Raw genomic sequence first — 25689 nt, 5'->3', positions numbered from 1 at the left:
GCGCTCCTAGGCCTGCGCAGGGCCCCGTAGCAGGGTCAGGAAGGAGCGGAAGGCGGCGGGCATGTCCACCGACTCGGGGGCGAGCAGCCACTGGTACTGGAGGCCGTCCATGACGGCCGTCAGCAGGGGGGCGGCCTGTTCGGGGGTGAGGCCCGAGGGCAGGCGGTCGCCGAACTCGGCGCGGAGCACCGCCGCCATCTCCGCCCGGACCTGGGCGTAGCGCTCGGTGAAGAACTCCCGCGCGGGGTGCCCGTCGGTGACGCTCTCGCCGAGCAGCGCCGAGAAGGTCTGCACGATGCCCGGGCGCATCGCGTTGTACTCCACCAGCGAGGCCAGCAGGTCCAGGCGCCAGGTGTCGGCCGAGGCGCGCGAGCCGCCGCCGGTGTCCCAGCGGTCGCGCTCCTCCAGCACCGCGACCAGCAGCGCCTCCTTGGTCGGGAAGTAGTGCAGCAGCCCCTGCTGGGTCAGGCCCACGCGTTCGGCGACCGTGCCCAGGGACGCGCCCCGGTAGCCGCGCTCCGCGATCACCTCGACGGCCGCGCGGACGATCTCCCCGCGGCGTTCCTCGCTCCTCGCCCTGACCATCGCCCCGCGCCCCTTCCCGTTCGACTCCTGCCAGCAGGACCGTACGGCATCCCTTGAGATTACGAACAGATTACGAACCCTACCGTTCACCAGGTAACAGGTCCACGATGGGGGCACCGCACCGCACCGCACTCAATGAGGAGGCACGGCCGTGACCGATGCCGAGCAGGTCCGCACCAGCGTCGTCGAGGTGGCGCTCGGGAAGCTCGATCTCGACACCAAGGCCCGGCTGCTGGCCGGGCAGGACATGTGGTCGCTGCCCGCGATCCCCGAGATCGGGCTGCAGTCCCTGGTCATGTCCGACGGCCCCATCGGGGTCCGCGGCGTGCGCTGGACCGCCGACGACCCGTCCATCGCCCTGCCCTCCCCGACCGCGCTCGCCGCCGCCTGGGACCCCGAGCTCGCCCGCCGCGCCGGCCGGCTCCTCGCCCAGGAAGCCCGCCGCAAGGGCGTCCACGTCCTGCTCGCACCCACCGTCAACCTGCACCGCTCCCCGCTCGGCGGCCGGCACTTCGAGTGCTACTCCGAGGACCCGTACCTCACCGGCGTCATCGGCAGCGGCTACGTGAACGGCGTCCAGGACGGCGGGGTCGGAACCACCGTCAAGCACTTCGTCGGCAACGACGCCGAGACCGAGCGGTTCACCGTCGACTCCGTCATCGCCCCGCGCCCGCTGCGCGAGCTGTACCTGGCGCCCTTCGAGGCCATCGTCGCCAATGCCCACCCGTGGGGCATCATGACCGCCTACAACCAGGTCAACGGCGCGACGATGACCGAGCACCGGTACCTGGTGAACGAGGTCCTGCGCGGCGAATGGGGCTTCGACGGCTGCAACGTCTCCGACTGGATGGCGGCCCGCTCCACCACCGGCGACATCGAGGGCGGCCTCGACGTGGCCATGCCCGGCCCCACCACCGTCTACGGGCCCGCCCTCGCCGAGGCCGTCCGCGCCGGGGAGGTGCCCGAGGCCGTCGTCGACGATGCCGTGCGCAACATCCTGCGCCTCGCCGCCCGCGTCGGCGCCCTGGAGGGCGCCCCCGCCGTCGTCGAGAGCGCCCCGGCCCCCGTCGACGGCCAGGCGCTGGCCCGCGAGCTCGCCGCCCGCGGCTTCGTCCTCGTACGCAACGAGGCCGCGCCCGACGGCAGGGCCACCCTGCCCCTCGACGCCTCCGCCGGCCGCACCGTAGCCCTCTCCGGCGCCGCGGCCCGCGACGCCCGCGTCCTCGGCGGCGGCAGCGCCACCGTCTTCCCCGAGCGGATCGTCTCCCCGCTCGACGGCCTCACCGCCGCCCTCCCCGAAGGGGCCCTGACCTTCACCGTCGGCGCCGACCCCTCCGACGAACTGGTCCCCGCCGACAAGGGCTTCGAGCTCCGCGCCGTCTGCCGCGACGCCTCCGGGGCCGTCGTCGGCGAGGGCAGCCTGCCGACCGGCCAGGTCCAGTGGATCGGCGACGACCTGCCCGCCGGCGCCACGTACGAGACCATGGCGAGCATCGAGGTCCGCGGTACGTTCCTCCCGCGCGAGAGCGGCGAGCACGCCTTCGGCACCCGCGGACTGGGCGCCTTCGGCCTCGCGGTCGACGGGCGGACCCTCTGGGAGGGCGTCCAGGAGATGGGCAACGAGGCCGACCCCTTCGAGGCCTTCTTCGGCGCCCCCAGCGAGCGCGCCCGCGTCACCCTCACGGAGGGCGAGCCCGTGGAGGTGTCGCTGACCTACCAGGTCCCCGACGTGACCGCGCTGCCGCTCAAGGCGATCATGTTCTCGCTGCTCCACCTCGGCCCGCGGCGCGACGCCGACGAGCTGATCGCCGAGGCCGTGGCGGCCGCCCGCGCCGCCGACACCGCCGTCGTGGTCGTCGCCACCACCGAGCGCGTGGAGTCCGAGGGCTTCGACCGGCAGGACCTCACCCTCCCCGGCCGCCAGGACGACCTGGTGCGCGCCGTCGCCGCCGTCAACCCGAACACCGTGGTCGTCGTCAACGCGGGCTCCCCGGTGGAGCTCCCGTGGCGGGAGGAGGTCGCCGCCGTGCTGCTGGCCTGGTTCCCCGGGCAGGAGGGCGGGGCCGCGCTGGCCGACGTGCTCCTCGGCGACGCGGAGCCGGGCGGGCGGCTGCCCACCACGTGGCCCGCGCGGTTCGCGGACGCGCCCGTCACCGAGGTCGCCCCCACCGAGGGGCGCCTGGAGTACGGCGAGGGGCTGTTCATCGGCTACCGGGCCTACGAGAAGCACGGCGTGGCCCCCGCCTTCCCCTTCGGGCACGGCCTCGGCTACACCGACTGGGCGTACGAGTCCCTGGAGGCCACCGCCGACACGGTCCGGGTCCGCCTCACCAACACCGGTGCCCGGCCCGGCCGCGAGGTCGTCCAGGTCTACCTCGCCCCCGTCGGCGACGACACCGTGGAGCGCCCGGCGAGCTGGCTGGCGGCCTTCACGGGCGTCACGGCCGGCCCCGGCGAGACCGTCGAGGCCGTGATCGCCCTGCCCGCCCGGGCCTTCGAGATCTGGGACGAGGAGGCCTCCGGCTGGCGGCGGATCGGCGGCGCCTACGAGGTCCGCGCGAGCCACTCGCACGGTGACGCGCGGCTCACGGCCACGCTCGACATCGCGTAACACACCGTAACCATCGGAAATGGCCGGAAATCACCCCTGAAACACCCCTGAAAGCCGGTCCGGGGCGAGCCCTGACACTCGCCCCGGACCTTTCGACCACAGGGTCGTCAACGCGGCGGTTCGGCGGCCGTCACCTGGCGGTGCGCCAGTTCCGCCAGCCGTGCCTGACCGTCCTTGCCCGGATGGAACCAGTCCCAGCGGCTCAACTGATCCGCCGCGAAGGGGTACTGGAACACCGCCCCGCCGTCGTAGCGGCACAGCTCGTCCTTCGCGCAGACCTCGCGCAGCACCTCGTTGTACTCGACCACCCGCGCCCGCACCTGCTCGCGCCGGGCCGTCGCCCCCGTCGCCGCCGACAGCGGATCGGCGAGCATCGACTGACAGATCCCCAGCTTCCAGATCTGCCGCACCATCGGGAGGTCCTTGCCCTGCTCCCACAGCCGTTGGAGGTCCGGCACGCTGGAGACGTACACCTGGGAGGCGGGGGACGCGGCCCGGAGCCCGGTGAGGGCCTTCTCGAATCCGTCCCGGAACTCCGCCACCGGCGTCATCGACGAAGCCGTGGGCCGGCAGGCGTCGTTCGAGCCCACCATGACCGTGACCAGGTCGGGCTTGTGTGCGGCGGCCCCCGCCAGCTGCCCCTGCAGGTCCGCCATCCGGGCCCCGGTCACCGCGTAGTTCCAGCTGCGGGTGGGCACCTCGGCGTCCCCGAGCAGCCGGGCGGCGAGGGAGCGGACCGCGGGGTCGTTCCCGGTGGCCCAGGAGACCTCCGGGCAGTCGGCCAGCACCGAACAGGCGTCGAAACCACGTGTGATGGAGTCGCCCACGGCCGCGACCGAGGCCGGCGCGGTGTTCCAGCGGGGAGCGGACCGCCCCTCGCGCTCGCCCCCGTCGCCCGACCCGCCCGAGCTGCACCCCGTCGCCGCGCCGACCAGCAGCACGGCCGCCGCGCCCGCGCCCGCGAGGATCCGGCGCGCGCGGGGGCGCGGAGCGGTGGTGCGCATGGGAAGGGCTCCTCCTTGTCGCCCCCACATCGTTCGGGGGGTCCTGCTGAGTGAAAGCTCTGTGTTTACGGGTCTCGGAGCGACCGTACGTCACACCATGACCCCTGGCGCACGGTAGCTTTTTCCCGTGGCGTTTCGGCCGCAGGTCCCGTTGCGCAATGTCAAATAATTTCCGTTACATTACATCACGTCACATACTGTCCGTTTTCTGGAGTTTATTCCCGACCTCGTCCACCACTGGAGGTCCCGGTGACGACACGTGGAGTTCTGTACGTGCATTCCGCACCGCGCGCGCTCTGCCCGCATGTGGAATGGGCTGTTGCGGGCGTGCTCGGGGTGCGGGTGAACCTCGACTGGATCAGGCAGCCCGCCTCCCCGGGCACCTGGAGAGCCGAGTTCTCCTGGCAGGCCGAAGCGGGCACCGCCTCGAAACTCGCCTCCGCGCTGCGCGGCTGGCACCTGCTGCGCTTCGAGGTGACCGCGGAGCCCTGTCCGAACGCCGAGGGCGAGCGCTACAGCTCCACCCCGGAGCTCGGCATCTTCCACGCCGTCACCGGCATCCACGGCGACATCCTGATCCCGGAGGACCGGCTGCGCGCCGCCCTCGCCCGGTCCGCGCGCGGCGAGACCGACCTGGAGGCGGAGATCGCCAAACTGCTCGGCAAGCCCTGGGACGACGAACTGGAGCCCTTCCGCTACGCGGGCGAGGGCGCGCCCGTCCGCTGGCTCCACCAGGTGGTCTGACCCCGTACGACGCGAAGGGCCCCGCACAGCAGTGGCTGTGCGGGGCCCTTCGTCGTGCGTACGGGATCAGACGGTGCGGAACGCCAGGGTGACGTTGTGGCCGCCGAAGCCGAAGGAGTTGTTGATCGCGGAGATCGGGCCGTCGGCCGGCAGCTTGCGGGGCTCGCCGCGCACGATGTCCGCGTCGATGTCCTCGTCGAGCTCGTCGACGTTGATCGTCGGCGGGGCCAGCCGGTTGTAGAGCGCCAGCACGGTCGCGACGGTCTCGATACCGCCCGCGCCGCCCAGCAGGTGACCGGTCATCGACTTGGTCGCGGAGATCGCGATGTGGTCGAGGTCGTCGCCCAGCACCTTGCGCAGGGCCTTCAGCTCGGCCGTGTCACCCTGCGGGGTCGACGTGGCGTGCGCGTTCAGGTGGACCAGCTCGGCCGGGTCGAGGCCCGTGTTGTCGAGCAGGTTCTGCACCGCGGCCGCGACACCGCGGCCGGTCGGCTCCGGCTGCGCGATGTGGTGGCTGTCCGCGGACAGACCCTGGCCCAGCACCTCGCAGTAGACCCGGGCGCCGCGCGCGGCGGCGTGCTCGGCGGACTCCAGGATGACGACGCCCGCGCCCTCGCCCAGTACGAAGCCGTCACGGCCCTTGTCGTACGGACGGGAGGCCTGCTCGGGGTTCTCGTTGTTCTTGGACATCGCCATCATGTTGGCGAACGCGGCGATCGGCAGCGGGTGGATCGCCGCCTCGGTGCCGCCCGCGACGACCACGTCGGCACGGCCGGTACGGATCATCTCGACGGCGTAGCCGATGGCCTCGGCCCCGGAGGCGCAGGCGCTGACCGGAGTGTGCACGCCCGCCTGGGCGTTGACCTCCAGGCCGACGTTGGCCGACGGGCCGTTCGGCATGAGCATGGGGACGGTGTGCGGGGAGACCCGGCGCACGCCCTTTTCCTTCAGTACGTCGTACTGGTCGAGCAGGGTGGTGACACCGCCGATACCGGAGGCGATCACGGTGCCCAGGCGCTCGGGCGCGATCTGCGCGTCCTCGCCGGCCGGGGCGGTGTAGCCGGCGTCGGCCCACGCCTCGCGCGCCGCGATGACGGCGAACTGCGCCGAGCGGTCGAGCTTGCGGGCCAGCGGCCGGGGCAGGACCTCGCTCGGGTCCACGGCGGCACGGGCGGCGATGCGTACCGGGAGTTCGGCGAAGCGCTCGCCCTCCAGGGGCGTCACGCCGGAACGGCCGGCAAGCAGACCTTCCCAGGTCGAAGCGCTGTCGCCACCCAGCGGAGTGGTTGCGCCGATACCGGTGACGACCACGGTGCGATTGGTCGGGCTCACAGGAATTCTTTCTCCACGTCTCAGGGGGTGCTGAATTGTCACGGCGCCACCGCCAGGTGGCGACAAACGCTCGTCAGGCTCAGGCCTGGTTCTTCAGGATGTAGTCCGCGGCGTCGCCGACCGTCTTGAGGTTCTTGACGTCCTCGTCCGGGATCTTGACCTCGAAGCGCTCTTCGGCGGCGACGACGACCTCGACCATGGAGAGCGAGTCGACGTCCAGGTCGTCGGTGAAGGACTTCTCGATCGCGACGTCCTCGGTGGGGATACCGGCGATCTCGTTGACGATCTCCGCGAGACCCGCGACGATCTCTGCCTGCGTGGCGGCCATGTGGCGCTCCTTCTATAGCTAACTGGGGTGGAACAGGGCGGGATGTGGATCCCGGCCCTAGGGGAGGGTAACGACCGTCGCGGCGTAGACGAGTCCCGCCCCGAAGCCGATGACGAGCGCGGTGTCGCCGCTCTTCGCCGCTCCGGTCGCCAGGAGCCGCTCCATAGCGAGCGGGATCGAGGCGGCCGAGGTGTTGCCGGTGGTCTCCACGTCACGGGCGACCGTGACGTGCTCCGGCAGCTTCAGAGTCTTCACCATCGAGTCGATGATCCGCATGTTCGCCTGGTGCGGAATGAAGACGTCCAGGTCATCCGCGGTGATCCCGGCGGCGTCGAGCGCCTGCTGGGCCACCTTGGCCATCTCGAAGACGGCCCAGCGGAAGACCGCCTGACCCTCCTGCGTGATGGCCGGGAACTTCTCGGCGGTGTCCGTGGTGCGGAACTCGTCCCACGGCACGGTCTGCTTGATCGTGTCGGACTTGTCGCCCTCCGAACCCCACACCGTGGGGCCGATGGCCGGCTCGGCCGAGGGGCCGACGACCACGGCGCCGGCGCCGTCGCCGAACAGGAAGGCCGTCGCGCGGTCCTCCAGGTCCGTCAGGTCCGAGAGCCGCTCCACGCCGATGACGAGGACGTACTCCGCCGACCCCTCCACCACCATGCCCTTGGCCAGGGTCAGACCGTAGCCGAAACCGGCACAGCCAGCGGAGATGTCGAAGGCGGCGGGCTTGACCGCGCCGATCCGGTGCGCGATCTCGGTCGCGACGGCCGGGGTCTGCTTGAAGTGCGAGACCGTCGAGACGATCACGGCACCGATCTGCTCGGGGGCGACGCCGGCATCGGCCAGCGCCTTCCCCGAAGCCTCCACCGACATCGCGGCGACCGTCTCCTCGGGCGAGGCCCAGTGGCGGGTCGCGATGCCCGAGCGGGAGCGGATCCACTCGTCGGACGAGTCGATGGTCTCGAGGATGACCTCGTTGGGCACCACGCGGATCGGGCGGTAGCCGCCGACACCGAGGATGCGGGCGTACGGGGAGCCCTTGGCCGGCTTGATCTTGGACATGCTGTGTGGGCTCCTTCTCTCAGGCCGTCAGTTCGGCGACGAGCGCCGCGGCCTTGTCGAGATCGTCCGGGGTCTTCAGCGCCACGCTCGGTACGCCCTTCAGCGCGCGCTTGGCCAGACCCGTCAGGGTGCCACCGGGGCAGAGCTCGATGATCCCCGTGACGCCCAGTTCGGCGAACGTCTCCATGCACAGGTCCCAGCGGACCGGGTTCGCGACCTGGCCGACCAGGCGGGCGACGACGTCGGCGCCCGAGGTGACGACAAGGCCGTCCTTGTTCGAGACGTACTTCAGCACCGGGTCCGCCGGGGAGAGGGCCTCGGCGGCCTTCTCCAGCGTGGCCACCGCGGGGGCCATGTGGTGCGTGTGGAAGGCGCCCGCGACCTTGAGGGCGACGACCTTCATGGAGCCTTCGGGCTTCTCGGCCTGCAGGGCCTCGATCTGCTCCATCGTGCCGGCGGCCACGATCTGGCCCGCACCGTTGATGTTGGCCGGGGTCAGACCCAGCTTCTCCAGGTGCGCGACGACCACGTCGAGCTCGCCGCCGAGGACGGCGGCCATGCCGGTCTCGGTGACGGCGGCCGCCTCGGCCATGCCGAGACCGCGGGTCCGGACGAACGACAGTGCGTCGGCCTCGGACAGGACGCCGGCGTAGGCGGCGGCGGTGATCTCACCGACGCTGTGGCCGGCGACGGCGCCGAAGGACAGGGAAGCGGGCAGCGCCGAGGCGGACAGCAGGCCCGCGGCGACCAGCAGGGGCTGGGCCACGGCCGTGTCGCGGATCTCTTCGGCGTCAGCGTTCGTGCCGTAGTGGGCAAGGTCCAGCCCGATGGCATCCGACCAGGCGGCGACGCGGTCAGCGGCACCGGGAAGGTCGAGCCAGGGAGTCAGGAAGCCGGGCGTCTGAGCGCCTTGGCCGGGAGCGACGAGTACGAGCACCCTCACACTCTCTCTTGTGGATGGTCCCTGCCGCCCGTGGGGACAGGGACGAAGAACCGTCGGGGTAATTGTTGATGTCCGACAAAAGTCTAGGACTGGAGATCGCCGTCGGCCAGACGCCCCAGAATCAGGGCGATTCGCAGGGTGAACGCCGAGCGGACATCCGAAGGCGACCATCCGGTGACGTCGGTCACACGTCGTAGCCGGTAGCGCACCGTGTTGGGGTGCACGAAGAGCATCCGCGCCGCCCCTTCGAGGCTGCTCGCCTGCTCCAGGTAGACGCTCAGCGTCTCCAGCAGCGCCGACCCGGCCTCTTCCAGTGGTCTGTAGATCTCCTCCACCAGCTGTTCCCTGGCAGCGGGATCGGAGGCGATCGCGCGTTCCGGCAGGAGATCGTCCGCCAGGACCGGCCGCGGGGCGTCCTGCCACGCCGTGCAGGCCTTCAGCCCGGCCGCCGCGGCCTGCGCCGACTTCGTCGCGTTCAACAGGTCGGACACCACCGGGCCGGCCACCACCGGGCCGGCCGCGAACGGCCCGATCAGCGACTTCGCCACCTGAATCGGGTTGTCGCTGCCGCCCGCGATGACGACCAGCCGGTCACCGAGCACCCCGGTGAGGACCTGCAGCTTGTGGTGGCGGGCCGCACGGCGGATCGCCTCCACCGTCAGCTCGCTGTCCCCCTCCGGAGCGGTGCCGAGCACCACGCACACGTGCTCGGGGGAGTTCCAGCCCAGCGCCGCCGCCCGGGACAGCGCCCCCTCGTCGGCCTCGCCGGACAGCACCGCGTTGACGACCAGGGACTCCAGCCGGGCGTCCCACGCCCCGCGCGCCTCGGCGGCCTGCGCGTACACCTGGGCCGTCGCGAAGGCGATCTCCCGGGCGTACACGAGCAGCGCCTCGCGCAGGATCTGCTCGTCGCCCGGCGCCGCCACCTCCTCGATCGCGGTCTCCATGACCTCGATCGTGGTGCGGACCATCTCGACGGTCTGGCGCAGGGTGATCGCCCGGGTCAGCTCGCGCGGAGCCGTCCCGAACACGTCGGTCGAGATCGCCTGCGGGGTCTCCGGGTGCCGGAACCACTCGGTGAACGCGGCGATGCCGGCCTGCGCGACCAGGCCGATCCAGGACCGGTTCTCGGGGGGCATCGCCCGGTACCACGGCAGGGTCTCGTCCATGCGCGCGATCGCGTTGGCGGCGAGCCGGCCGGAGGACTTCTCCAGTCGGCGCAACGTCGCGGTGTGCGGATGGGCGGGAGCGGGATGCGCGGCGTGTGTGGCGGGCGAATGCTCACGTTCGGGTTGAGGCACGTGACAAGACTGCCTTATCGGGACGGGTGCGCGGAGTCCGGTCCCGTCCGGTGACCACGACCCGTCCCGAGATCGGGTCTACCGTGGCCCCCATGATTGATGTACGCCGAGGCGCCGACCGGTACGAGGGCGGGGACCTTGCCGCCGGGATCACCACCCGGCACGCCTTCTCCTTCGGCTCGTTCTACGACCCGGACAACCTGCGCTTCGGCCCCGTCCTGGCCTGCAACGAGGAGGTCCTCGCCGCGGGCGCCGGATTCGACGAGCACCCGCACAGTCACACCGAGATCGTGACCTGGGTCTTCGAGGGCGAGCTCACCCACCAGGACAGCACCGGCGAGAAGGGCGTGGTCCGGGCCGGGGACGTACAGCGGCTCAGCGCCGGATCCGGCGCGCGGCACGTGGAGCGCAACGACGGCGCCGGGCGGCTGCGCTTCGTGCAGATGTGGCTCGCCCCCCTCGCCGCGGGCGGCGAACCCTCGTACGAGGTGGTCCGCGGCATCGCCGACGACACCCCTTACGAGGTCCCCGCGGCCGGCGCCGTCCTGCACGTGCGGCGGCCCGGCGCGGGCGAGCGGGTGGCCGTGCCGGCGGCGGAGCGGGTGTACCTGCACGTGGTGCGCGGGGACCTGCGCCTGGACGGGGAGGAGCTGGGCCCCGGGGACTCGGTGCGGATCACCGCCGAGCGGGACCTGGAGATCACCGCCGGGTCCCCGGGGGAACTGCTGATCTGGGAACTGCCCTAGAGGGAGTCCGGCCGATCAGGCCGAGCGCAGTCCGGCCAGGACCGCGTCCGTGAACGGGGTCCAGGCGGCCACGGCCCACGGGCCGAAGGCGCGGTCCGTCAGCGCCACGCACGCGGCGCGCGCGTCCGGGTCCACCCACAGGAAGGTGCCGGCCTGACCGAAGTGGCCGAAGGTGCGGGGCGAGGAGGACAGGCCCGTCCAGTGCGGGGACTTGCCGTCGCGGATCTCCAGGCCGAGGCCCCAGTCGTTGGGGGACTGGTGCCCGTACCCCGGCAGGACGCCCTTGAGCCCGGGGTGCACGACGGAGGTGGCCGCGGCGACCGTACGGACGTCGAGCAGCCGGGGCGCCTGCAGCTCGGCGGCGAAGCGCACCAGGTCGGACACGGTGGAGACGCCGTCCTTGGCCGGCGAGCCCTCCAGGGTGGTCCGCGCCATGCCCAGCGGCTCGAAGACCGCCTGGTGCACGTACTCCGCGAAGGGGATGCCGGTGGCCTTGGCGATGTGGTCGCCGAGCACCTCGAAACCGGCGTTGGAGTACAGCCGGCGTTCCCCGGGCGGGGCCGACACCCGGTGCTCGTCGAAGGCCAGGCCGCTGGTGTGCGCGAGCAGGTGACGGACCGTCGACCCCTCGGGGCCGGCCGGTTCGTCCAGCTCGATCGCGCCTTCCTCGTACGCGACGAGGGCGGCGTACGCGGCGAGCGGCTTGGTCACGGAGGCCAGCGCGAAACGGTGGTCGACGGGCCCGTGGGCGCCGGCGAGGCTCCCGTCGGCGCGTACGACGGCCGCCGCGGCCGTGTCCACCGGCCAGGTGTCGATGATCCGCAGGCTTTCCATGCCGTTGACGGCCTCCATGCTCTCCATGCGGCCGAGCCTACTTGCTTGGAGTGCACTCCAGGGTTTTAGCGTGGAGCCATGAGCCAGAGCCTGATGCAGACGCGGTACACGATCAGCGAGGTCGAGGCCCGGACCGGTCTGACCCAGCACACCCTGCGCTGGTACGAGCGGATCGGCCTGATGCCGCACGTGGACCGCTCCCACTCGGGACAGCGGCGCTTCACCGACAAGGACCTGGACTGGCTGGCCTTCGTGGGCAAGCTGCGCGCCACGGGGATGTCGGTGGCGGACATGGTCCGGTACGCCGAACTGGTCCGCGAGGGCGGGCACACCGTCGGGGAGCGCCGCGAGCTGCTGGAGCGGACGCGGCACGAGGTGCGGGCACGCATCTCGGAACTCACGGACGCACTGGCCGTACTGGACTACAAGATCGGCATCTACTCGGGGAAGGCACAGCCATGACGGAAGCCACGAAGATCGACCAGGTCGAGCTCGGCAAGGGCGGCCCGCTGGTCGGCGTCCAGGGCCTCGGCTGCATGGGCATGAGCGAGTTCTACGGGTCCACGGACGAGGTCGCCGCCCGCGAGACCCTGGACGCGGCGCTGGCCGCCGGGGTCACCCTCTTCGACACCGCGGACGTGTACGGGCGGGGGAAGAACGAGGAGTTCCTCGCCCCGTTCGTGGCCGCGCACCGCGACGAGATCACCCTGGCGACGAAGTTCGCCATAGAGCGCACCGACGACCCCGCCTACCGGGGCGTGCGCAACGACCGCCCGTACCTGCGCCGGGCCGTCGAGGACAGCCTGCGCCGCCTCGGCACGGACGTCATCGACCTCTACTACATGCACCGGCGCGATCCCGCCGTGCCGTTCGCCGAGTCGGTCGGCGCCATGGCGGAGCTGGTGCGGGAGGGGAAGGTGCGCCACCTCGGGCTCAGCGAGGTCACCGGCGCCGAACTGCGCGAGGCGCACGCCGTGCACCCGATCACGGCCCTCCAGTCGGAGTGGTCGCTCTTCAGCCGGAGCGTGGAGCGCAGCGCGATGGGCGCCGCGGCGGAGCTGGGTGTGGCGCTGGTGCCGTACTCCCCGCTCGGCCGGGGCTTCCTGACCGGGTCCTTCGCGGACGCCACCGCGGAGCTGTCGCAGGACGACTTCCGCCGCCACCAGCCGCGGTTCAGCGGCGAGAACGCGAAGACGAACGCGGCGCTGCTGGCCCCGGTCCGGGAGATCGCCGAGGAGCTGGGGGCGACCCCGGCGCAGATCGCCCTGGCCTGGGTGCAGCAGCGGGCGACGGTGCACGGGCTGACCGTGGTCCCCATCCCGGGCACCCGCAAGCCGGGCCGGCTGCGCGAGAACACCGCCGCGACCCGGATCACGCTCACGCCGGCGCAGCTGGCCCGCCTGGAGCCCATCGCCACCCAGGTCGCGGGCGACCGCTACCCGGACATGAGCGCGACCTCGGAAGCCCGCGAGGGCTGACGGCTCAGCGGTGGCGGGCGCGCAGGACCGCGAAGGCGGCCCAGAGGGCGAGCGCGGCCAGGGCCAGGACCACCGCCGTTTCGATGGACTGGGTCGGCCAGTAGTGCGTGGCCGGGTGGTAATCGACGTACCACCCGGTCACGTTCAGGTCTTCGGGGCACACGTCGAGGCGGCCGGAGCGTGCGAAGCAGGTCCACTCGGGCAGGCGCCCGCCCGCGGCCGTGGTGAGTCCGGAGTCCATCATGAACGCGTCCCCCGGCGGCATCGGTACCCCGTGCCCGACCACCGACGTGGTGAGGGTGCGTACGGGCAGGAAGGACCACCGCAGTGCGCCCAGCAGCGCCATCACCAGGCCGGTGACGAGCCCGGTGACCGCCATGGCGGCGAGCGTGCGCGGTACGAGCTGGCCGACGAGGGCCCCGACGGCCACGCCCAGCAGGCAGTACGCGACGAGCACGGTGCCGAGCGCTTCGTACGGTCCCCGGTCCGCCCAGGCGAACTGGTGCGTGCCGTCGAGCGGGGCCCAGCCGATGCGGTAGACCCCGGCCAGCGCGGCCGAGCCGGCCACCGCGGCCACGGCGGCCACCGTGATCTTCGAGGCGAGCCAGGACCTCGGTGTCGTCGACTGGGTCAGGGCGAGGCGGTAGGTGCCGCTCTCCAGCTCGCGGGCGATCATCGGCCCGGCGACGAAGGCCCCCAGCAGCAGGGGCAGGAACAGCATCGCCGTGCCGGCGTACTCCATCCCCACCCGCAGCGGGCCGTCCGGGACGTTCCAGAGCAGGCCGGCCGGGTTGCCCGCCCACCAGCGCAGCGCGACGACGACGGCGAGGCTCACGGCGACGGCGGCGGGCAGCGCCCACAGGGCGCGCCGGTGCTGGCGGACCGTGACCCAGCGCGGGCCCTTCAGGGTCAGGACGCTCATGCTTCCACTCCTTCGGTGGCGAAGGGACGGATGGCGAGGTCCGGGGCGTCGGGAGAGCGCAGGTGGGCGAGCAGGACCTCCTCCAGGGACGGGTGGGCCGTCTGCCAGGTGTCCGTGTCGAGCGGACCGCGCGGCCTCGCGAGCGCCGTGAGCCGGCGGCCCACCGTGCGGGACTCGACGACGGTGTGCGCGGCGAGGTCGGTGAGGGCCGTGGCGGGCCCGGTGAGCAGGCGGTGGGCCGCGACGATCTCGTCCGCCGGGCCGGAGAGGCGGATCCGACCGCCGTCGACGAGCAGGAGGTGGTCGCAGGCGCCCTCCAGCTCGGTCAGGATGTGCGAGGACATCACGACGGAGGTGCCGTTCTCGGCGGCGTCGGCCATCAGCGTCCCCATGAGCCGGTGCCGGGCGAGCGGGTCGAGATCGGCCATCGGCTCGTCCAGCAGGAGCAGGCCGGGGCGCTTTCCGAGGGCGAGGGCCAGGGCGAGCCGGGTGCGCTGGCCGCCCGAGAGGGTGCGGACCCGGGCGGCGCGGTCGAGTCCGCCCTCCTCGACGATCCGCTCCGCGCACCGCGCGTCCCAGCGGGCGGGGTTGAGCTCGCGGCCCATGCGCAGGGTCTCGTCGACGGTCAGCTGCGGGTAGAGGGGTTTGTCCTGGCCCACGTAGGCCGTCTCCTCGCGCGGCGGCGCGGCGATGCTTCCCTCGGTCGGCCGCAGCAGTCCCGCCGCGAGCGCCAGCAGGGTGGACTTGCCCGCTCCGTTGTGGCCCACGAGCGCGCAGACCCGCCGGGCGGGTAACCGGAAGGAGCAGTCGCGCAGGGCCCACCCGCGCCGCCGTCCGTAGCGCACGCCGAGCCCCGAGGCCTCGATCACCGGATCGTCCGTCACGCGTCTTCCCCCTTGAAGTGTTGGTCCAGTACGGATGTGAAGAGCGCGGCCACGTCGTCCCGTTCCAGCCCGGCGGCGTGCGCGCGCCGCGCCCAGTCGGCCAGTTCCTCCCGCAGCGGGGAGTCGGCCGGTGCGCTGCCCAGGGACCTCCGCACGAAGGTGCCCATGCCCCGCCGGGCCTCCACGAGGCCCTCGCGCTCCAGCTCCCGGTAGGCCTTGAGCACCGTGTTCGGGTTGATGGCCGTCGCCTCGACGACCTCGCGCGCGGTGGGCAGCTTGTCGCCCGGTTCGAGCAGCCCCAGGCGGAGGGCCTGCTTCGTCTGGTGGACGATCTGCAGGTAGGTGGCCATGCCGCTGCGCCGGTCGATGCGGTACTCCAGCACGTGCAGCACCCTTTCACTAGTCAAGTAGTGAAAGGGTGCTGCACGCGGCGGACCATGTCAACGTCCGCCGCTGACCGGCGTGTTGGAGCAGCCGGTCGCCCGGACGGGCCCCGGGGGCATTTCCCCCGACCTAGGCCCGGAAGCGGTCCAGCAGGGCCACGTACTCGGCGTCCGTGAGGAGTCCGGCGCTGTGCAGTTCGTCCAGGTGCCGCAGGCGGTCGCCGCCGGTGCGCGCCGCCGGGACGGAGCTCACGGCGGCGACCCGGGCGCGGCCGCGCACCGCGGCCAGGACGGCGGCCGCGAACGGCAGCGACTCGTGGACCGCCCCGTAGCCCACGCCGAAGACGGCCGCCGCCAGGTCGTGGTCCGGGCGCGGATCGGAGGGCGTGTCCCGTACGAGGAGCCGCAGGTGGCCGCCCGGGCCCTCCGGGGAGCACCACTCGACGCCGGTGAGCGAGGCCAGCGGGACGTGCTGGTCGCCCGCCTTCCACTTGGTGCTGGTGGCGCCGGTGCGGGACCAGTGGAAGGTGACCGCCGAGCCGTCGAAGCCCACCCGGGCGTCGAACGCCTTCAGCTGGACCGGCGGCGGCGGTACGTCGACCAGGAAGTGGTCGGCCGGCTCGCCGGCGTCCGGCCCCAGCCGCGAGCGCAGGGCGTCCGCGAACGCGGCCGCCTGCGGCGCCCGGTCGCCCGGCAGCACCAGCCGGTACGGATCGCAGTTCTCCTTCAGCTGCCCGGCGGCGGCCTCCATCAGCGGATCCGCGCCCGGCCGCGGCACGGCGCGCAGCACCACCGTGTCCCGCTTCCCGGCGCTCACGGTCACCTCGGAGACCGCTTCGAGGGGGATCCGGCGCGAGCCGAGGGCGTGCAGGAGTCTCGGCAGTCTCGGCGTTCTGATCCCCCGTGCGAAGCGGATGAGCACCGAGTCCGAGTCGAACTCCCAGGCGGCATGATTTCCGGCCAGTACGTCACCCATGCGGCACATCGTAAAGGGCGGCGCCCCCGCGCGTCCCCCCTCGGTGCGGAGCCCGTTTTCCGCCCCTCTACGCGCGTCAGTCCGCGTCTGTCCCGGAAATTCCGCGCCGGCAGGCGTCGTCCCCGCTCGCGCAGACAACGGAACCGAACGCGCCGGTTCCGATCTTGGCGAAGTTCTCCACCGAGTCCGTTCCTGGCGCGAAATAGCCGGTGTGGCTCTTGGCCCGGGCCGAGGACAGCAGCCGCGCCCCGAACTCCGGGGACACCGGATCGGCGCCGTGGCCCACCCCGCCGACCTCCAGGTGCGGTACGTCCGCGATCCAGTCGCCCTCGTCACGCGTCGCCCAGACCCGCGCCGAGGTGTGCAGCCCCTCGACGTTCTCCACGCGCATCCCGGGGCTGCCCGCCACCACCACGTCCGTCACCCGCTCCGGCAGCTCGTGCGCGGCGACCCCGCACACCACCGATCCGTAGCTGTGACAGAACAGCGCCACGCCCGAGTTCCCGGGCAGGGAGGTGGTCAGCGCCTTCAGCCGGACCGCGCCGTCGACGGCCATGCGGCCCGTGGCGGCGTCCACGCCGACCCCGGCGGGCGCGGTGTAGCCGGCCCAGGCGATGACCGCCGTCCGGCCGCCCGGCGCGGCCGCGCGCTGGCTCTCGTACAAGGACTCGGCCATGCCGACGGGGGAGGTCAGGCGGCGCTGGGTGCGCTCGAAGGTGAGGGCGTCGGTGTCCACACCGGGCACGATCACCGAGACCCGGCGGGCCCGGTCGAGGTCACCGAAGACCTCGGCCACGCGGCCGCCGCCGCTGGGATCGAAGGTGAGGATCTGCCGGCCGGGGTCGGCGAGCGAGGCGAAGCGGTGGGAGCGGCGGCCGGCCTCCGCCCGGTCGGCCGGGGTCAGGGCCACGTCGCGGCTGCGGGCCTCCTCGACCCGGCGGGCCTGCTCCAGGCCGTGCTGGTTCGCCCGGTAGCGGGTGGCGGCGGGGGCCCCGTCGAGATTGCCCACGACGAAGGGGTAGCCGTCGGCGAGCCGGGCCCGCTGGGCCCCGTCCAGGCCCGCGAAGAAGCGGGCCACCGTCCGCACGGGGGCGTCGGCGGACGGCACCGGACGGCCGTCGATCCGCGCCTTGGCCCAGGCCTGGAGCGCGGCGGCCCGCAGCGGGGTGCCCCCCTCCGGCCGGTGCACGGCCGTCCAGCCGGTGGTCGCCAGCATGATGAAGACCACCGCCAGCGCGAGCAGGGCGCGCAGGGCGGCAGGGCGCGGGTCGGCGCCGGGAACGGGGGAGTGGGCGAGGCCGGACAGATTCACTGGGACCAGCGTAGGAGACCTCCACCGGCCGTGGCGCCCCGGGTGACAGGACTCACGGCCAAGCGTGGGACCCCTTACGGAACGCGGGTGATCCGCTACAACTCCCCGGAGTGTCCTGCCGATCAGGCCCCCGCCGCCTGCATGCGCCAGCTCGCGGCCAGGGACGGGCCGATGCGGTCGAGGTAGGTCTCCGTCAGCCGCCGGATCGCGTCCACGCTGGTGTCCTCGCCCTGCCCCCAGAGCCGCCCGGTGAGCCGCATCACGCCACAGAACGCGGCGACGGCCACCCGCGGCCGCGGATCGGCGTCCACGTCCAGGCCCTCGCGGGCGGCGATCAGCCGGGAGATCCGTTCCTCCAGCTCGGTGGAGCGCCGCAGGTGCACCGCCAGCAGGGCCGGGGTGCACTCGATCAGCCGGTAGCTGCGCATGTAGAGGTCGACGGGGACCACGTCGGCGAGGGCCTCCTCGACGGTGTCCCAGGCGGCGAGCACCGCGCCCCGCATGGCCTCGAGGGGGCCCTCGCCGGCCGGCCGGGCGTGCAGGGAGGCGACGAAGTGCGCCTCCGTCAGGTCCTGGACGGCGAAGACGACCTCTTCCTTGTTGGCGAAGTAGCGGAAGAAGGTGCGCTGGGACACGTCCACGGCGTCGGTGATCTCGTCGACGGTGGTCCGCTCGTACCCCTGGGAGAGGAAGAGCAGGAGCGCGGCGCGCAGCAGGGCGTCCCTGGTGCGGCGCTTCTTGCGCTCGCGCAGTCCGGGCACCGGCGCGGCCGGCGCCGACCGCTCGTCGATCGTCACTCCGGGGCTCCTTTCCGACGCCGAGTGGGCGGTCAGAGTACCTGTGACGGGCGGGGCGGCGGCCGTCACGTTAAGCCGTTTGCGAAGGGCCCGCCGAAGGGTCCGCCGGCCTCCCGGGCCCGGTGCGCGAGCGGCCGCGCATGACACGTTCGGGTCGGCCGCCGCCGGGGCGTCCGGCCCCGCCGGGGCGGGCGCGGGCCCGCGCCGACGGCTCCCGGAAGCGTCAACTCCGTACGTACGAAGGCCCCGCCGGACGGTTCCGGCGGGGCCGTCGCCTATCCGGGTGGACCCGCCCGCCGCCCCTTCCGCCCGCCCGTCACCGCAGGTCAGCGTGGTGTCACCGAGGCCCCGGAAACGGTCCGGGCGCCCGCCGTCCACAAGGAGTTGACCCGTCATGCGTACGTGTGGAACCACGCGCGTCACCACCGTCCTGGCCGCGACCGTCCTGGCCCTGACCGCCCTCATCCCGAGTACGGCCACCACGGCCCAGGCCGCGGGCCCGCCGGCCCTCGGGGCCTGCGCGACGGGCCAGCTGTGCCTGTGGGCGAAACCGGAGTTCAAGGGCACCAAGCGGACCCACGAGCTGAGCACCCTGGACGTCAACAGCTGCACCGCGCTGCCCGCCGGGACCAGCGCCCAGTCGCTCACCAACCGCACCGGGCGGCCGGTGACCACCTACCAGTCGGCGGAGTGCGCGGAGACCGGCGAGTTCCAGACCTACCCGGGCGACGGGGTCTGGCTGCCCCAGTCGCCCTACCAGGTGCGGGCGTTCAAGGTGTGGGAGAGGTAGCTTCCCGCTGCGCCGGGGCGTTCGGCCGGCCGGGTGCGGCCGTGGCTGCGCCCTCGGGTGCGGGTGCGGGTGCGGTCGCGGGCGCCTCCTCGGGTGCGGCCGCGTGCGCGGGCAGGGCCGTGGCCCCGCTCGTGGCCGCCGCGCCGCCCAGCCGGGCGACCTCGCCGCGCAGCGCCCGCACCTCCTCCCGCAGTTCCCGCAGGGCCGCCAGCTGCAGCCGCTCCGCCTGGTCGTCGCGCTCGAAACGGGAGATGAACCAGGCGGCGATGTTGGCGGTCACCACACCGAGCAGGGCGATCCCCGACAGCATCAGGCCCACGGCCAGGACCCGGCCGAGGCCGGTGGTGGGCGAGTGGTCCCCGTACCCGACCGTCGTCATCGTGGTGAAGGACCACCACACGGCGTCGCCCAGGTTCTTGATGTTGCCGTCGGGGGCGTCCCGCTCCACGCTCAGCACCGCGAGCGAGCCGAACATCAGCAGCCCCACGACCGCCCCGGCCACGTACGTCGTCAGCTGGATCTGCGGGGCCATCCGGGCCCGCCGGCCCACCAGCATCAACGTGGCGACCAGCCGCAGCAGCCGCAGCGGCTGCACGAGCGGCAGCACCACGGCGGCCAGGTCCAGCCAGTGGGTCCGGACGAAGTGCCGGCGGTCCCGCGAGAGCCCGAGCCTGACCACGTAGTCGAGGGCGAAGGCCCCCCACACCAGCCACTCCACGTGGGTGCAGGCCCGGTGCACGTCCGCGGTCGCGTCGGGGGCCACGATCGGCACGGCGTACGCCACGGCGAAGGCCAGGGCGAGCACGAGCAGCGGGGTCTGGCTCCGCCGCTCCCACACCTGCTGACGGGAGGGTTCCTTCATACGGAGCATCGTAAAGAACGCGTAAGGGGCGCTGGGACAGGTGTCCCGGCGCCCCTTACGCAAGAGTGACGGCCGTGACGGCTAGGCGTCCCCGCCCGCCGCGCCCGGGTCGGCCGCCGCCACGTCCAGCAGCTGGTAGCGGTCCACGGCCTGCTTCAGCACCGAACGGTCGACCTGACCGGTCTTCGCGAGCTCGGTGAGCGTCGCCAGGACCACCGACTGCGCGTCGATGTGGAAGAAGCGCCGGGCCGCACCGCGCGTGTCCGCGAAGCCGAAACCGTCCGCGCCCAGCGAGGTGTACGGGCCGGGCACCCACCGCGAGATCTGGTCCGGAACCGACCGCATCCAGTCCGAGACCGCCACGAACGGCCCCTCCGCACCCGCCAGCTTCCGCGTCACGTACGGAACGCGCTGCTCCTCCTCCGGGTGGAGCAGGTTGTGCTCCTCCACCTCGACGGCCTCGCGCCGCAGCTCGTTCCAGGAGGTCGCCGACCAGACGTCCGCCCGCACGTTCCACTCCGCGGCCAGGATCCGCTGCGCCTCCAGCGCCCACGGCACCGCCACGCCCGAGGCCATGAGCTGCGCCCCGACGATGCCGGAGGTGCCCCGGGACACCCGGTGGATGCCCTTGAGGATGCCGTCCACGTCGACGTCCGCCGGCTCGGCCGGGTGCTGGATCGGCTCGTTGTAGACGGTCAGGTAGTAGAAGACGTCCTCCGCCTCCGGCCCGTACATGCGCCGCAGACCGTCCTTGACGATGTGCGCGATCTCGTAGCCGTAGGCCGGGTCGTACGCCACGCAGCCCGGGTTCGTCGAGGCCAGCAGCTGGGAGTGGCCGTCGGCGTGCTGGAGGCCCTCACCCGTCAGGGTGGTCCGCCCGGCGGTCGCGCCGAGGACGAAACCGCGCGCCAGCTGGTCGGCCATCTGCCAGAACTGGTCACCCGTGCGCTGGAAACCGAACATCGAGTAGAAGACGTAGACCGGGATCAGCGGCTCGCCGTGCGTCGCGTAGGCCGAACCCGCGGCGATCAGCGAGGCCGTGCAGCCCGCCTCCGAGATGCCGTCGTGCAGCATCTGCCCGGTCGGCGACTCCTTGTACGCGAGCAGCAGGTCGCGGTCGACCGCCTCGTACTGCTGGCCCAGCGGGTTGTAGATCTTGGCGCTCGGGAAGAAGGCGTCCATGCCGAAGGTGCGGTACTCGTCGGGCGCGATCAGCACGAACCGCTTGCCGATCTCCTTGTCCCGCATCAGGTCCTTCAGGATGCGGACGAAGGCCATCGTGGTCGCGATCGACTGCTGGCCCGAGCCCTTCCTGGCGGCCGCGTACGTCGCGTCGCCCGGCAGCTGCAGCGGCTTGGCGCGCACCACACGGGTCGGCACGTAGCCACCCAGCGAGCTGCGCTGGTCGTGCATGTACTGGATCTCGGGAGAGTTGCGTCCCGGGTGGTAGTACGGCGGCGCCCCGCCCTCCAGCTGCTGGTCGGTGATCGGGATGCGCAGGCGGTCGCGGAAGCGCTTGAGGTCGTCGACCGTCAGCTTCTTCATCTGGTGCGTCGCGTTGCGGCCCTCGAAGTTCGGACCGAGCGTCCAGCCCTTGACCGTCTGCGCCAGGATCACCGTCGGCTGGCCCTTGTGCGCCTTGGCCGCCGCGTACGCCGCGTACACCTTCTTGTGGTCGTGCCCGCCGCGGCCCAGGTGCTGGATCTGGTAGTCGGTCATGTTCTCGACCATCGCGCGCAGCCGCTGGTCACCACCGAAGAAGTGCTCGCGGATGTACGCGCCCGACTCCGTGGCGTACGTCTGGAACTGCCCGTCCGGCGTCGAGTTCATCTTGTTGACCAGGATGCCGTCGCGGTCCTGGGCCAGCAGCGGGTCCCAGGACCGGTCCCAGATCAGCTTGATGACGTTCCAGCCGGCCCCGCGGAACTGCGACTCCAGCTCCTGGATGATCTTGCCGTTGCCGCGCACCGGGCCGTCGAGCCGCTGCAGGTTGCAGTTGACCACGAAGGTCAGGTTGTCCAGGCCCTCGCGGGCGGCGATCGACAGCTGGCCGAGCGACTCCGGCTCGTCCATCTCACCGTCGCCGAGATACGCCCAAACGTGGGACTTGGAGGTGTCCGCGATCCCGCGCGCCTCCATGTACCGGTTCATCCGGGCCTGGTAGATCGCCCCGAGCGGGCCGAGGCCCATCGAGACGGTCGGGAACTCCCAGAAGTCCGGCATCAGCCGCGGGTGCGGGTAGCTGGACAGGCCGTACGGGGCCTTCGACTTCTCCTGGCGGAACGCGTCGAGCTGCTGCTCGGAGAGCCGGTCCAGGAGGTAGGCACGGGCGTAGATGCCGGGGGAGGCGTGCCCCTGGAAGAAGATCTGGTCGCCGCCGTCACCCTCGTCCTTGCCCCGGAAGAAGTGGTTGAAGCCCACGTCGTAGAGGGAGGCGGAGGAGGCGAAGGTGGCGATGTGACCGCCCACACCGATCCCGGGACGCTGGGCGCGCGAGACCATCACGGCCGCGTTCCACCGGGTGGCGTTGAGGACCTTGCGCTCGATCTCCTCGTTGCCGGGGAAGAACGGCTCGTCCTTGGTGGCGATCGTGTTGACGTAGTCCGTGCTGCGCATCTCGGGCACGGCCACGCGCTTCTCGCGGGCCCGCTCGATCAGCCGCAGCATCAGGTAGCGGGCGCGCTCACGGCCCCGCTCGTCGACCGCTGCGTCCAGGGAGTCGAGCCACTCCTGCGTCTCCTCCGGATCGAAGTCCGGGACCTGACTCGGCAGGCCGCCAATGATGATCGGATTGCGATCGGATGCGGAAGCCACGCTGTTCCTTCGCTGTCGGGGGAGTCGTGCTGAAGCCGTATCTGGGGGGCACCGCCTCCCATGCTCTTACGCTCGACCGAAATCGTCATCTTTACCACCGGGTAATGGCCGGAAGATCGGTGGCGGGTCCGGACAAACCGCGATCTTACGCCCGAGCCGGGCACGCGCTTCGTGCGGCCGTTCGTCGCTCAAACAGGTAGGAAAGCAGTCGAGGGTCGCCGATGATGTCGAATGAGCTGGAATGGTGTGTGATGAATCACCAGAGGTGCACACGGGAAGGCTGAAAGTTGCGGCGAGACGGCCGCAATCGTCACCGTTTCGACGGTCTCGGCGGCCGGGTACTTGCGCGATCCGCCGCGCCCGTGTGGACTACGCCCAATGCTGCGCGTACGCGCGCCGCCGAGAGACATTCACCGAACATGAGCAGGAGGCACCCCGTGAGCGCGACCGCGGACCACGCGGAGAACCTGGCCGCCCGGCTGGGTTTCCAGTCCGAACAGGTGGTCCAGGAGATCGGCTACGACGACGACGTCGATCAGGATTTCCGTGATGCCGTCGAGCAGTTCGTCGAGGAGTTCGTCGACGAGGACTACGACGACGTCGCCGACGCGGTGCTGCTGTGGTTCCGGGAGGACGACGGCGATCTGACGGACACCTTGGTCGATGCCACCGAGCTCGTCGAGGACGACGCCCTGATCCTGCTGGTCACCCCGAAGACCGGCAAGCCCGGCTTCGTCGAGGCCAGCGACATCAGCGAGGCGGCCGAGACCGCGGGCCTCTCGCTGGCCAAGGGTCTCCCCATCGGCAAGGAGTGGACGGCGACCAAGCTGGCCACGCCCAAGGTGGCCAAGTCCAAGCGCTGAGCCGCGCCCCGCAGCCAAGCGGACACGCACCCTGCCGACCGGAATCCCTTCTGGTCGGCAGGGTGCGTGCGTTCCGGGGGCCCGGTCCCCCTAGGGTGGACCCACCCGAACAGCCCAATGCAGGGATGCGGGAACGAAGGGATGCGAGAGATGGCGATCGAGGTCGGCGACAAGGCCCCGGACTTCGAGCTCAAGGACAACCACGGCGCCACCGTGCGGCTCTCCGACTTCCGCGGGGAGAAGGCCGTGGTGCTGCTCTTCTACCCGTTCGCCTTCACCGGCGTCTGCACCGGCGAGCTCTGCGAGCTGCGCGACCAGCTGCCGCGCTTCCAGAACGACGACGTCCAGCTCCTCGCCGTCTCCAACGACTCCGTGCCGACCCTGCGGGTCTTCGGGGAGCAGGAGGGCCTGGAGTACCCGCTGCTGTCGGACTTCTGGCCGCACGGGGAGACCTCCCGCGCGTACGGCGTCTTCGACGAGGCGAAGGGCTGCGCGGTCCGCGGCACCTTCGTCATCGACAAGGACGGCGTGGTGCGCTGGAGCGTGGTCAACGGACTGCCCGACGCGCGTGACCTGAACGAGTACATCAAGGCGCTCGACAGCCTCTGAGCGGGTCCGCCAGGACCGTATGCGCAGTTCCCTGCGAAAACCGCTTACGGGCGGGAACCCGTCACTAGGATCGAAACGTTGATCCGGTAGCAACCGCAAGACGGGGCACCGCCCCACACAGAACCCAATGGAGGACCCGTGGGAGTCAGCCTCAGCAAGGGCGGCAACGTCTCGCTGACCAAGGCCGCGCCTAACCTGACGGCGGTCATCGTCGGTCTGGGCTGGGATGCTCGCACCACCACCGGTGTCGACTTCGACCTCGACGCCAGCGCGATCCTGACCAGCGACCAGGGCAAGGTCACCAGCGACGCGAACTTCGTCTTCTTCAACAACCTGAAGAGCCCCGACGGCTCGGTGGAGCACACCGGTGACAACACCACCGGTGAGGGCGAGGGCGACGACGAGGCGATCAAGGTCAACCTCGCCGGCGTCCCGGCCGACGTGGCCAAGATCGTCTTCCCGGTCTCGATCTACGAGGCCGAGAGCCGCCAGCAGAGCTTCGGCCAGGTCCGCAACGCGTACATCCGCGTCGTGAACCAGGCCGACAACACCGAGCTCGCCCGCTACGACCTCTCCGAGGACGCCTCGACCGAGACCGCCATGGTCTTCGGCGAGCTCTACCGCAACGGCGCGGAGTGGAAGTTCCGTGCCATCGGCCAGGGCTACGCCTCCGGCCTGCGCGGCATCGCGCAGGACTTCGGCGTCAACGTCTGAGCCCGAGCAGTTCGTCCGTCCGGCGCCGTGCACTGTGTGTACGGCGCCGGACGCGGTTCACCGCACCACCGCTTCACCGCCGCACCGCACCACGGCCGCATCGCTTCACCGCCGTTTCACCGCAGCACCGCTTGACCGCCGCATCGCACGGCCGCTTCGCCACACCGGCACACCGCCACACCGTCGTCCGGGGAGGACCACAACATGGGCGTCACACTCGCCAAGGGGGGCAATGTCTCCCTGTCCAAGGCCGCACCGAACCTCACCAGGGTGCTGATCGGTCTCGGATGGGACGCGCGCTCGACCACGGGAGCCGACTTCGACCTCGACGCCAGCGCGCTGCTGTGCAACAGCGGCCGGGTGCTGGGGGACGAGTACTTCGTCTTCTACAACAACCTGAAGAGCCCCGACGGCTCCGTCGAACACACGGGCGACAATCTCACCGGCGAGGGTGAAGGCGACGACGAGTCGATCCTCATCGACCTCACCAAGGTGCCGGCCCAGGTGGACAAGATCGTCTTCCCGGTCTCCATCCACGAGGCGGACAGCCGCCGACAGAGCTTCGGCCAGGTCAGCAATGCCTTCATCCGCGTGGTGAACCAGGCCGACGGACAGGAACTGGCCCGCTACGACCTCTCCGAGGACGCCTCCAGCGAGACCGCGATGATCTTCGGCGAGGTCTACCGGTACGGGGGCGAATGGAAGTTCCGTGCGGTGGGGCAGGGGTACGCGTCGGGGCTCAGGGGCATCGCTCTAGACTTCGGGGTCAACGTTTCGTAAAGCCGTACAAGACGA

At 71.8% G+C, this 25689-nt stretch carries 26 protein-coding genes; 10 read left to right on the top strand and 16 right to left on the bottom strand.

What is annotated here, in order from left to right:
• Positions 1-6: 6 nt before the first annotated feature.
• Positions 7-585, bottom strand: coding sequence for a TetR/AcrR family transcriptional regulator (locus AB0D29_RS31550; RefSeq protein WP_362858909.1), 579 nt, complete (start codon positions 583-585; stop codon positions 7-9).
• 151 nt (positions 586-736) lie between these two features.
• Between AB0D29_RS31550 and AB0D29_RS31545 the strand changes: the two genes are divergently transcribed.
• A complete protein-coding gene (locus AB0D29_RS31545; protein WP_362858908.1) occupies positions 737-3196 on the top strand; it encodes a glycoside hydrolase family 3 C-terminal domain-containing protein in 2460 nt (819 codons plus the stop codon).
• A 107-nt stretch (positions 3197-3303) separates the two neighbouring features.
• Here AB0D29_RS31545 and AB0D29_RS31540 read toward each other — a convergent pair whose 3' ends face one another.
• Positions 3304-4200, bottom strand: a complete 897-nt coding sequence (locus AB0D29_RS31540) for an SGNH/GDSL hydrolase family protein (protein ID WP_362858906.1) — start codon at positions 4198-4200, stop codon at positions 3304-3306.
• 249 nt (positions 4201-4449) lie between these two features.
• Here AB0D29_RS31540 and AB0D29_RS31535 point away from each other — a divergent pair, with 249 nt between their 5' ends.
• Positions 4450-4944 carry a DUF3145 domain-containing protein gene (locus AB0D29_RS31535; RefSeq protein ID WP_351291109.1) on the top strand — a complete coding sequence of 165 codons (495 nt, stop codon included), beginning with the start codon at positions 4450-4452 and terminating at the stop codon, positions 4942-4944.
• A 66-nt stretch (positions 4945-5010) separates the two neighbouring features.
• Here AB0D29_RS31535 and fabF read toward each other — a convergent pair whose 3' ends face one another.
• The 5 genes from fabF to AB0D29_RS31510 all read right to left on the bottom strand — a co-directional run bounded on the left by fabF (position 5011) and on the right by AB0D29_RS31510 (position 9910).
• Complete coding sequence (gene fabF, locus AB0D29_RS31530; RefSeq protein WP_362858905.1) at positions 5011-6276, bottom strand: beta-ketoacyl-ACP synthase II; 1266 nt, start codon at positions 6274-6276, stop codon at positions 5011-5013.
• Between the two features lie 79 nt (positions 6277-6355).
• A complete protein-coding gene (locus tag AB0D29_RS31525) occupies positions 6356-6604 on the bottom strand; it encodes an acyl carrier protein (RefSeq protein ID WP_362858904.1) in 249 nt (82 codons plus the stop codon).
• Between the two features lie 57 nt (positions 6605-6661).
• On the bottom strand, positions 6662-7666 hold the full coding sequence (locus AB0D29_RS31520; RefSeq protein WP_362858902.1) for a ketoacyl-ACP synthase III: 1005 nt from the start codon (positions 7664-7666) through the stop codon (positions 6662-6664).
• Between the two features lie 19 nt (positions 7667-7685).
• On the bottom strand, positions 7686-8603 hold the full coding sequence (locus AB0D29_RS31515) for an ACP S-malonyltransferase (protein ID WP_362858901.1): 918 nt from the start codon (positions 8601-8603) through the stop codon (positions 7686-7688).
• Positions 8604-8692: 89 nt separating this feature from the next.
• A complete protein-coding gene (locus AB0D29_RS31510; RefSeq protein WP_362858899.1) occupies positions 8693-9910 on the bottom strand; it encodes a helix-turn-helix domain-containing protein in 1218 nt (405 codons plus the stop codon).
• A gap of 92 nt (positions 9911-10002) precedes the next feature.
• Between AB0D29_RS31510 and AB0D29_RS31505 the strand changes: the two genes are divergently transcribed.
• Complete coding sequence (locus tag AB0D29_RS31505) at positions 10003-10656, top strand: pirin family protein (protein WP_362858897.1); 654 nt, start codon at positions 10003-10005, stop codon at positions 10654-10656.
• A 15-nt stretch (positions 10657-10671) separates the two neighbouring features.
• Here AB0D29_RS31505 and AB0D29_RS31500 read toward each other — a convergent pair whose 3' ends face one another.
• Positions 10672-11490: a serine hydrolase domain-containing protein gene (locus AB0D29_RS31500; protein ID WP_362858942.1), complete on the bottom strand. Its 819-nt coding sequence runs from the start codon at positions 11488-11490 to the stop codon at positions 10672-10674.
• 78 nt (positions 11491-11568) lie between these two features.
• Between AB0D29_RS31500 and AB0D29_RS31495 the strand changes: the two genes are divergently transcribed.
• Together AB0D29_RS31495 and AB0D29_RS31490 are read left to right on the top strand one after the other, a co-directional pair.
• A complete protein-coding gene (locus tag AB0D29_RS31495) occupies positions 11569-11952 on the top strand; it encodes a MerR family transcriptional regulator (protein WP_362858896.1) in 384 nt (127 codons plus the stop codon).
• Positions 11949-12968, top strand: coding sequence for an aldo/keto reductase (locus AB0D29_RS31490; RefSeq protein WP_362858895.1), 1020 nt, complete (start codon positions 11949-11951; stop codon positions 12966-12968). The genes AB0D29_RS31495 and AB0D29_RS31490 overlap by 4 nt, the downstream gene beginning before the upstream one ends.
• 4 nt (positions 12969-12972) lie before the next feature.
• On the opposite strand, the gene AB0D29_RS31485 is transcribed toward AB0D29_RS31490, so the two are convergent.
• The 6 genes from AB0D29_RS31485 to AB0D29_RS31460 form a co-directional block, all read right to left on the bottom strand.
• Positions 12973-13890: an ABC transporter permease gene (locus AB0D29_RS31485; protein ID WP_362858893.1), complete on the bottom strand. Its 918-nt coding sequence runs from the start codon at positions 13888-13890 to the stop codon at positions 12973-12975.
• Positions 13887-14774: an ABC transporter ATP-binding protein gene (locus AB0D29_RS31480; protein WP_362858891.1), complete on the bottom strand. Its 888-nt coding sequence runs from the start codon at positions 14772-14774 to the stop codon at positions 13887-13889. The genes AB0D29_RS31485 and AB0D29_RS31480 overlap by 4 nt, the downstream gene beginning before the upstream one ends.
• Entirely contained in the window at positions 14771-15157 is a 387-nt protein-coding gene (locus AB0D29_RS31475; RefSeq protein WP_362806160.1) for a GntR family transcriptional regulator, read from the bottom strand. The genes AB0D29_RS31480 and AB0D29_RS31475 overlap by 4 nt, the downstream gene beginning before the upstream one ends.
• A gap of 130 nt (positions 15158-15287) precedes the next feature.
• Positions 15288-16133 (bottom strand): DUF4429 domain-containing protein, encoded by an 846-nt coding sequence (locus AB0D29_RS31470; RefSeq protein WP_362858890.1) that lies wholly within the window; start codon positions 16131-16133, stop codon positions 15288-15290.
• 76 nt (positions 16134-16209) lie between these two features.
• On the bottom strand, positions 16210-17349 hold the full coding sequence (locus AB0D29_RS31465) for an alpha/beta hydrolase (protein ID WP_362858940.1): 1140 nt from the start codon (positions 17347-17349) through the stop codon (positions 16210-16212).
• 218 nt (positions 17350-17567) lie between these two features.
• Positions 17568-18242, bottom strand: a complete 675-nt coding sequence (locus AB0D29_RS31460) for a TetR family transcriptional regulator (RefSeq protein ID WP_362858888.1) — start codon at positions 18240-18242, stop codon at positions 17568-17570.
• Between the two features lie 394 nt (positions 18243-18636).
• Here AB0D29_RS31460 and AB0D29_RS31455 point away from each other — a divergent pair, with 394 nt between their 5' ends.
• Positions 18637-19032, top strand: coding sequence for a peptidase inhibitor family I36 protein (locus AB0D29_RS31455; protein WP_362806084.1), 396 nt, complete (start codon positions 18637-18639; stop codon positions 19030-19032).
• On the opposite strand, the gene AB0D29_RS31450 is transcribed toward AB0D29_RS31455, so the two are convergent.
• Positions 19013-19894: a potassium channel family protein gene (locus tag AB0D29_RS31450; RefSeq protein WP_362858886.1), complete on the bottom strand. Its 882-nt coding sequence runs from the start codon at positions 19892-19894 to the stop codon at positions 19013-19015. The two genes, AB0D29_RS31455 and AB0D29_RS31450, sit on opposite strands and share 20 nt — an antisense overlap.
• 81 nt (positions 19895-19975) lie before the next feature.
• On the bottom strand, positions 19976-22708 hold the full coding sequence (gene aceE / locus AB0D29_RS31445) for a pyruvate dehydrogenase (acetyl-transferring), homodimeric type (protein WP_362858884.1): 2733 nt from the start codon (positions 22706-22708) through the stop codon (positions 19976-19978).
• 437 nt (positions 22709-23145) lie between these two features.
• Here aceE and AB0D29_RS31440 point away from each other — a divergent pair, with 437 nt between their 5' ends.
• The 4 genes from AB0D29_RS31440 (at position 23146) to AB0D29_RS31425 (ending at position 25674) form a co-directional block, all read left to right on the top strand.
• The gene (locus tag AB0D29_RS31440; protein ID WP_327262317.1) at positions 23146-23571 is read left to right on the top strand and encodes a DUF3052 domain-containing protein; all 426 of its coding nucleotides are present in this window, start codon (positions 23146-23148) and stop codon (positions 23569-23571) included.
• Positions 23572-23721: 150 nt separating this feature from the next.
• Positions 23722-24180 carry a peroxiredoxin gene (locus tag AB0D29_RS31435; RefSeq protein WP_351587012.1) on the top strand — a complete coding sequence of 153 codons (459 nt, stop codon included), beginning with the start codon at positions 23722-23724 and terminating at the stop codon, positions 24178-24180.
• Positions 24181-24318: 138 nt separating this feature from the next.
• On the top strand, positions 24319-24894 hold the full coding sequence (locus AB0D29_RS31430) for a TerD family protein (RefSeq protein ID WP_030009302.1): 576 nt from the start codon (positions 24319-24321) through the stop codon (positions 24892-24894).
• A 204-nt stretch (positions 24895-25098) separates the two neighbouring features.
• On the top strand, positions 25099-25674 hold the full coding sequence (locus tag AB0D29_RS31425; protein ID WP_030711350.1) for a TerD family protein: 576 nt from the start codon (positions 25099-25101) through the stop codon (positions 25672-25674).
• Positions 25675-25689: the final 15 nt, after the last annotated feature.

The sequence above is a fragment of the Streptomyces sp. NPDC048424 genome, assembly GCF_040651555.1.
Lineage (GTDB): Bacteria > Actinomycetota > Actinomycetes > Streptomycetales > Streptomycetaceae > Streptomyces.
This window is presented reverse-complemented; position numbering and strand designations above follow the sequence as displayed.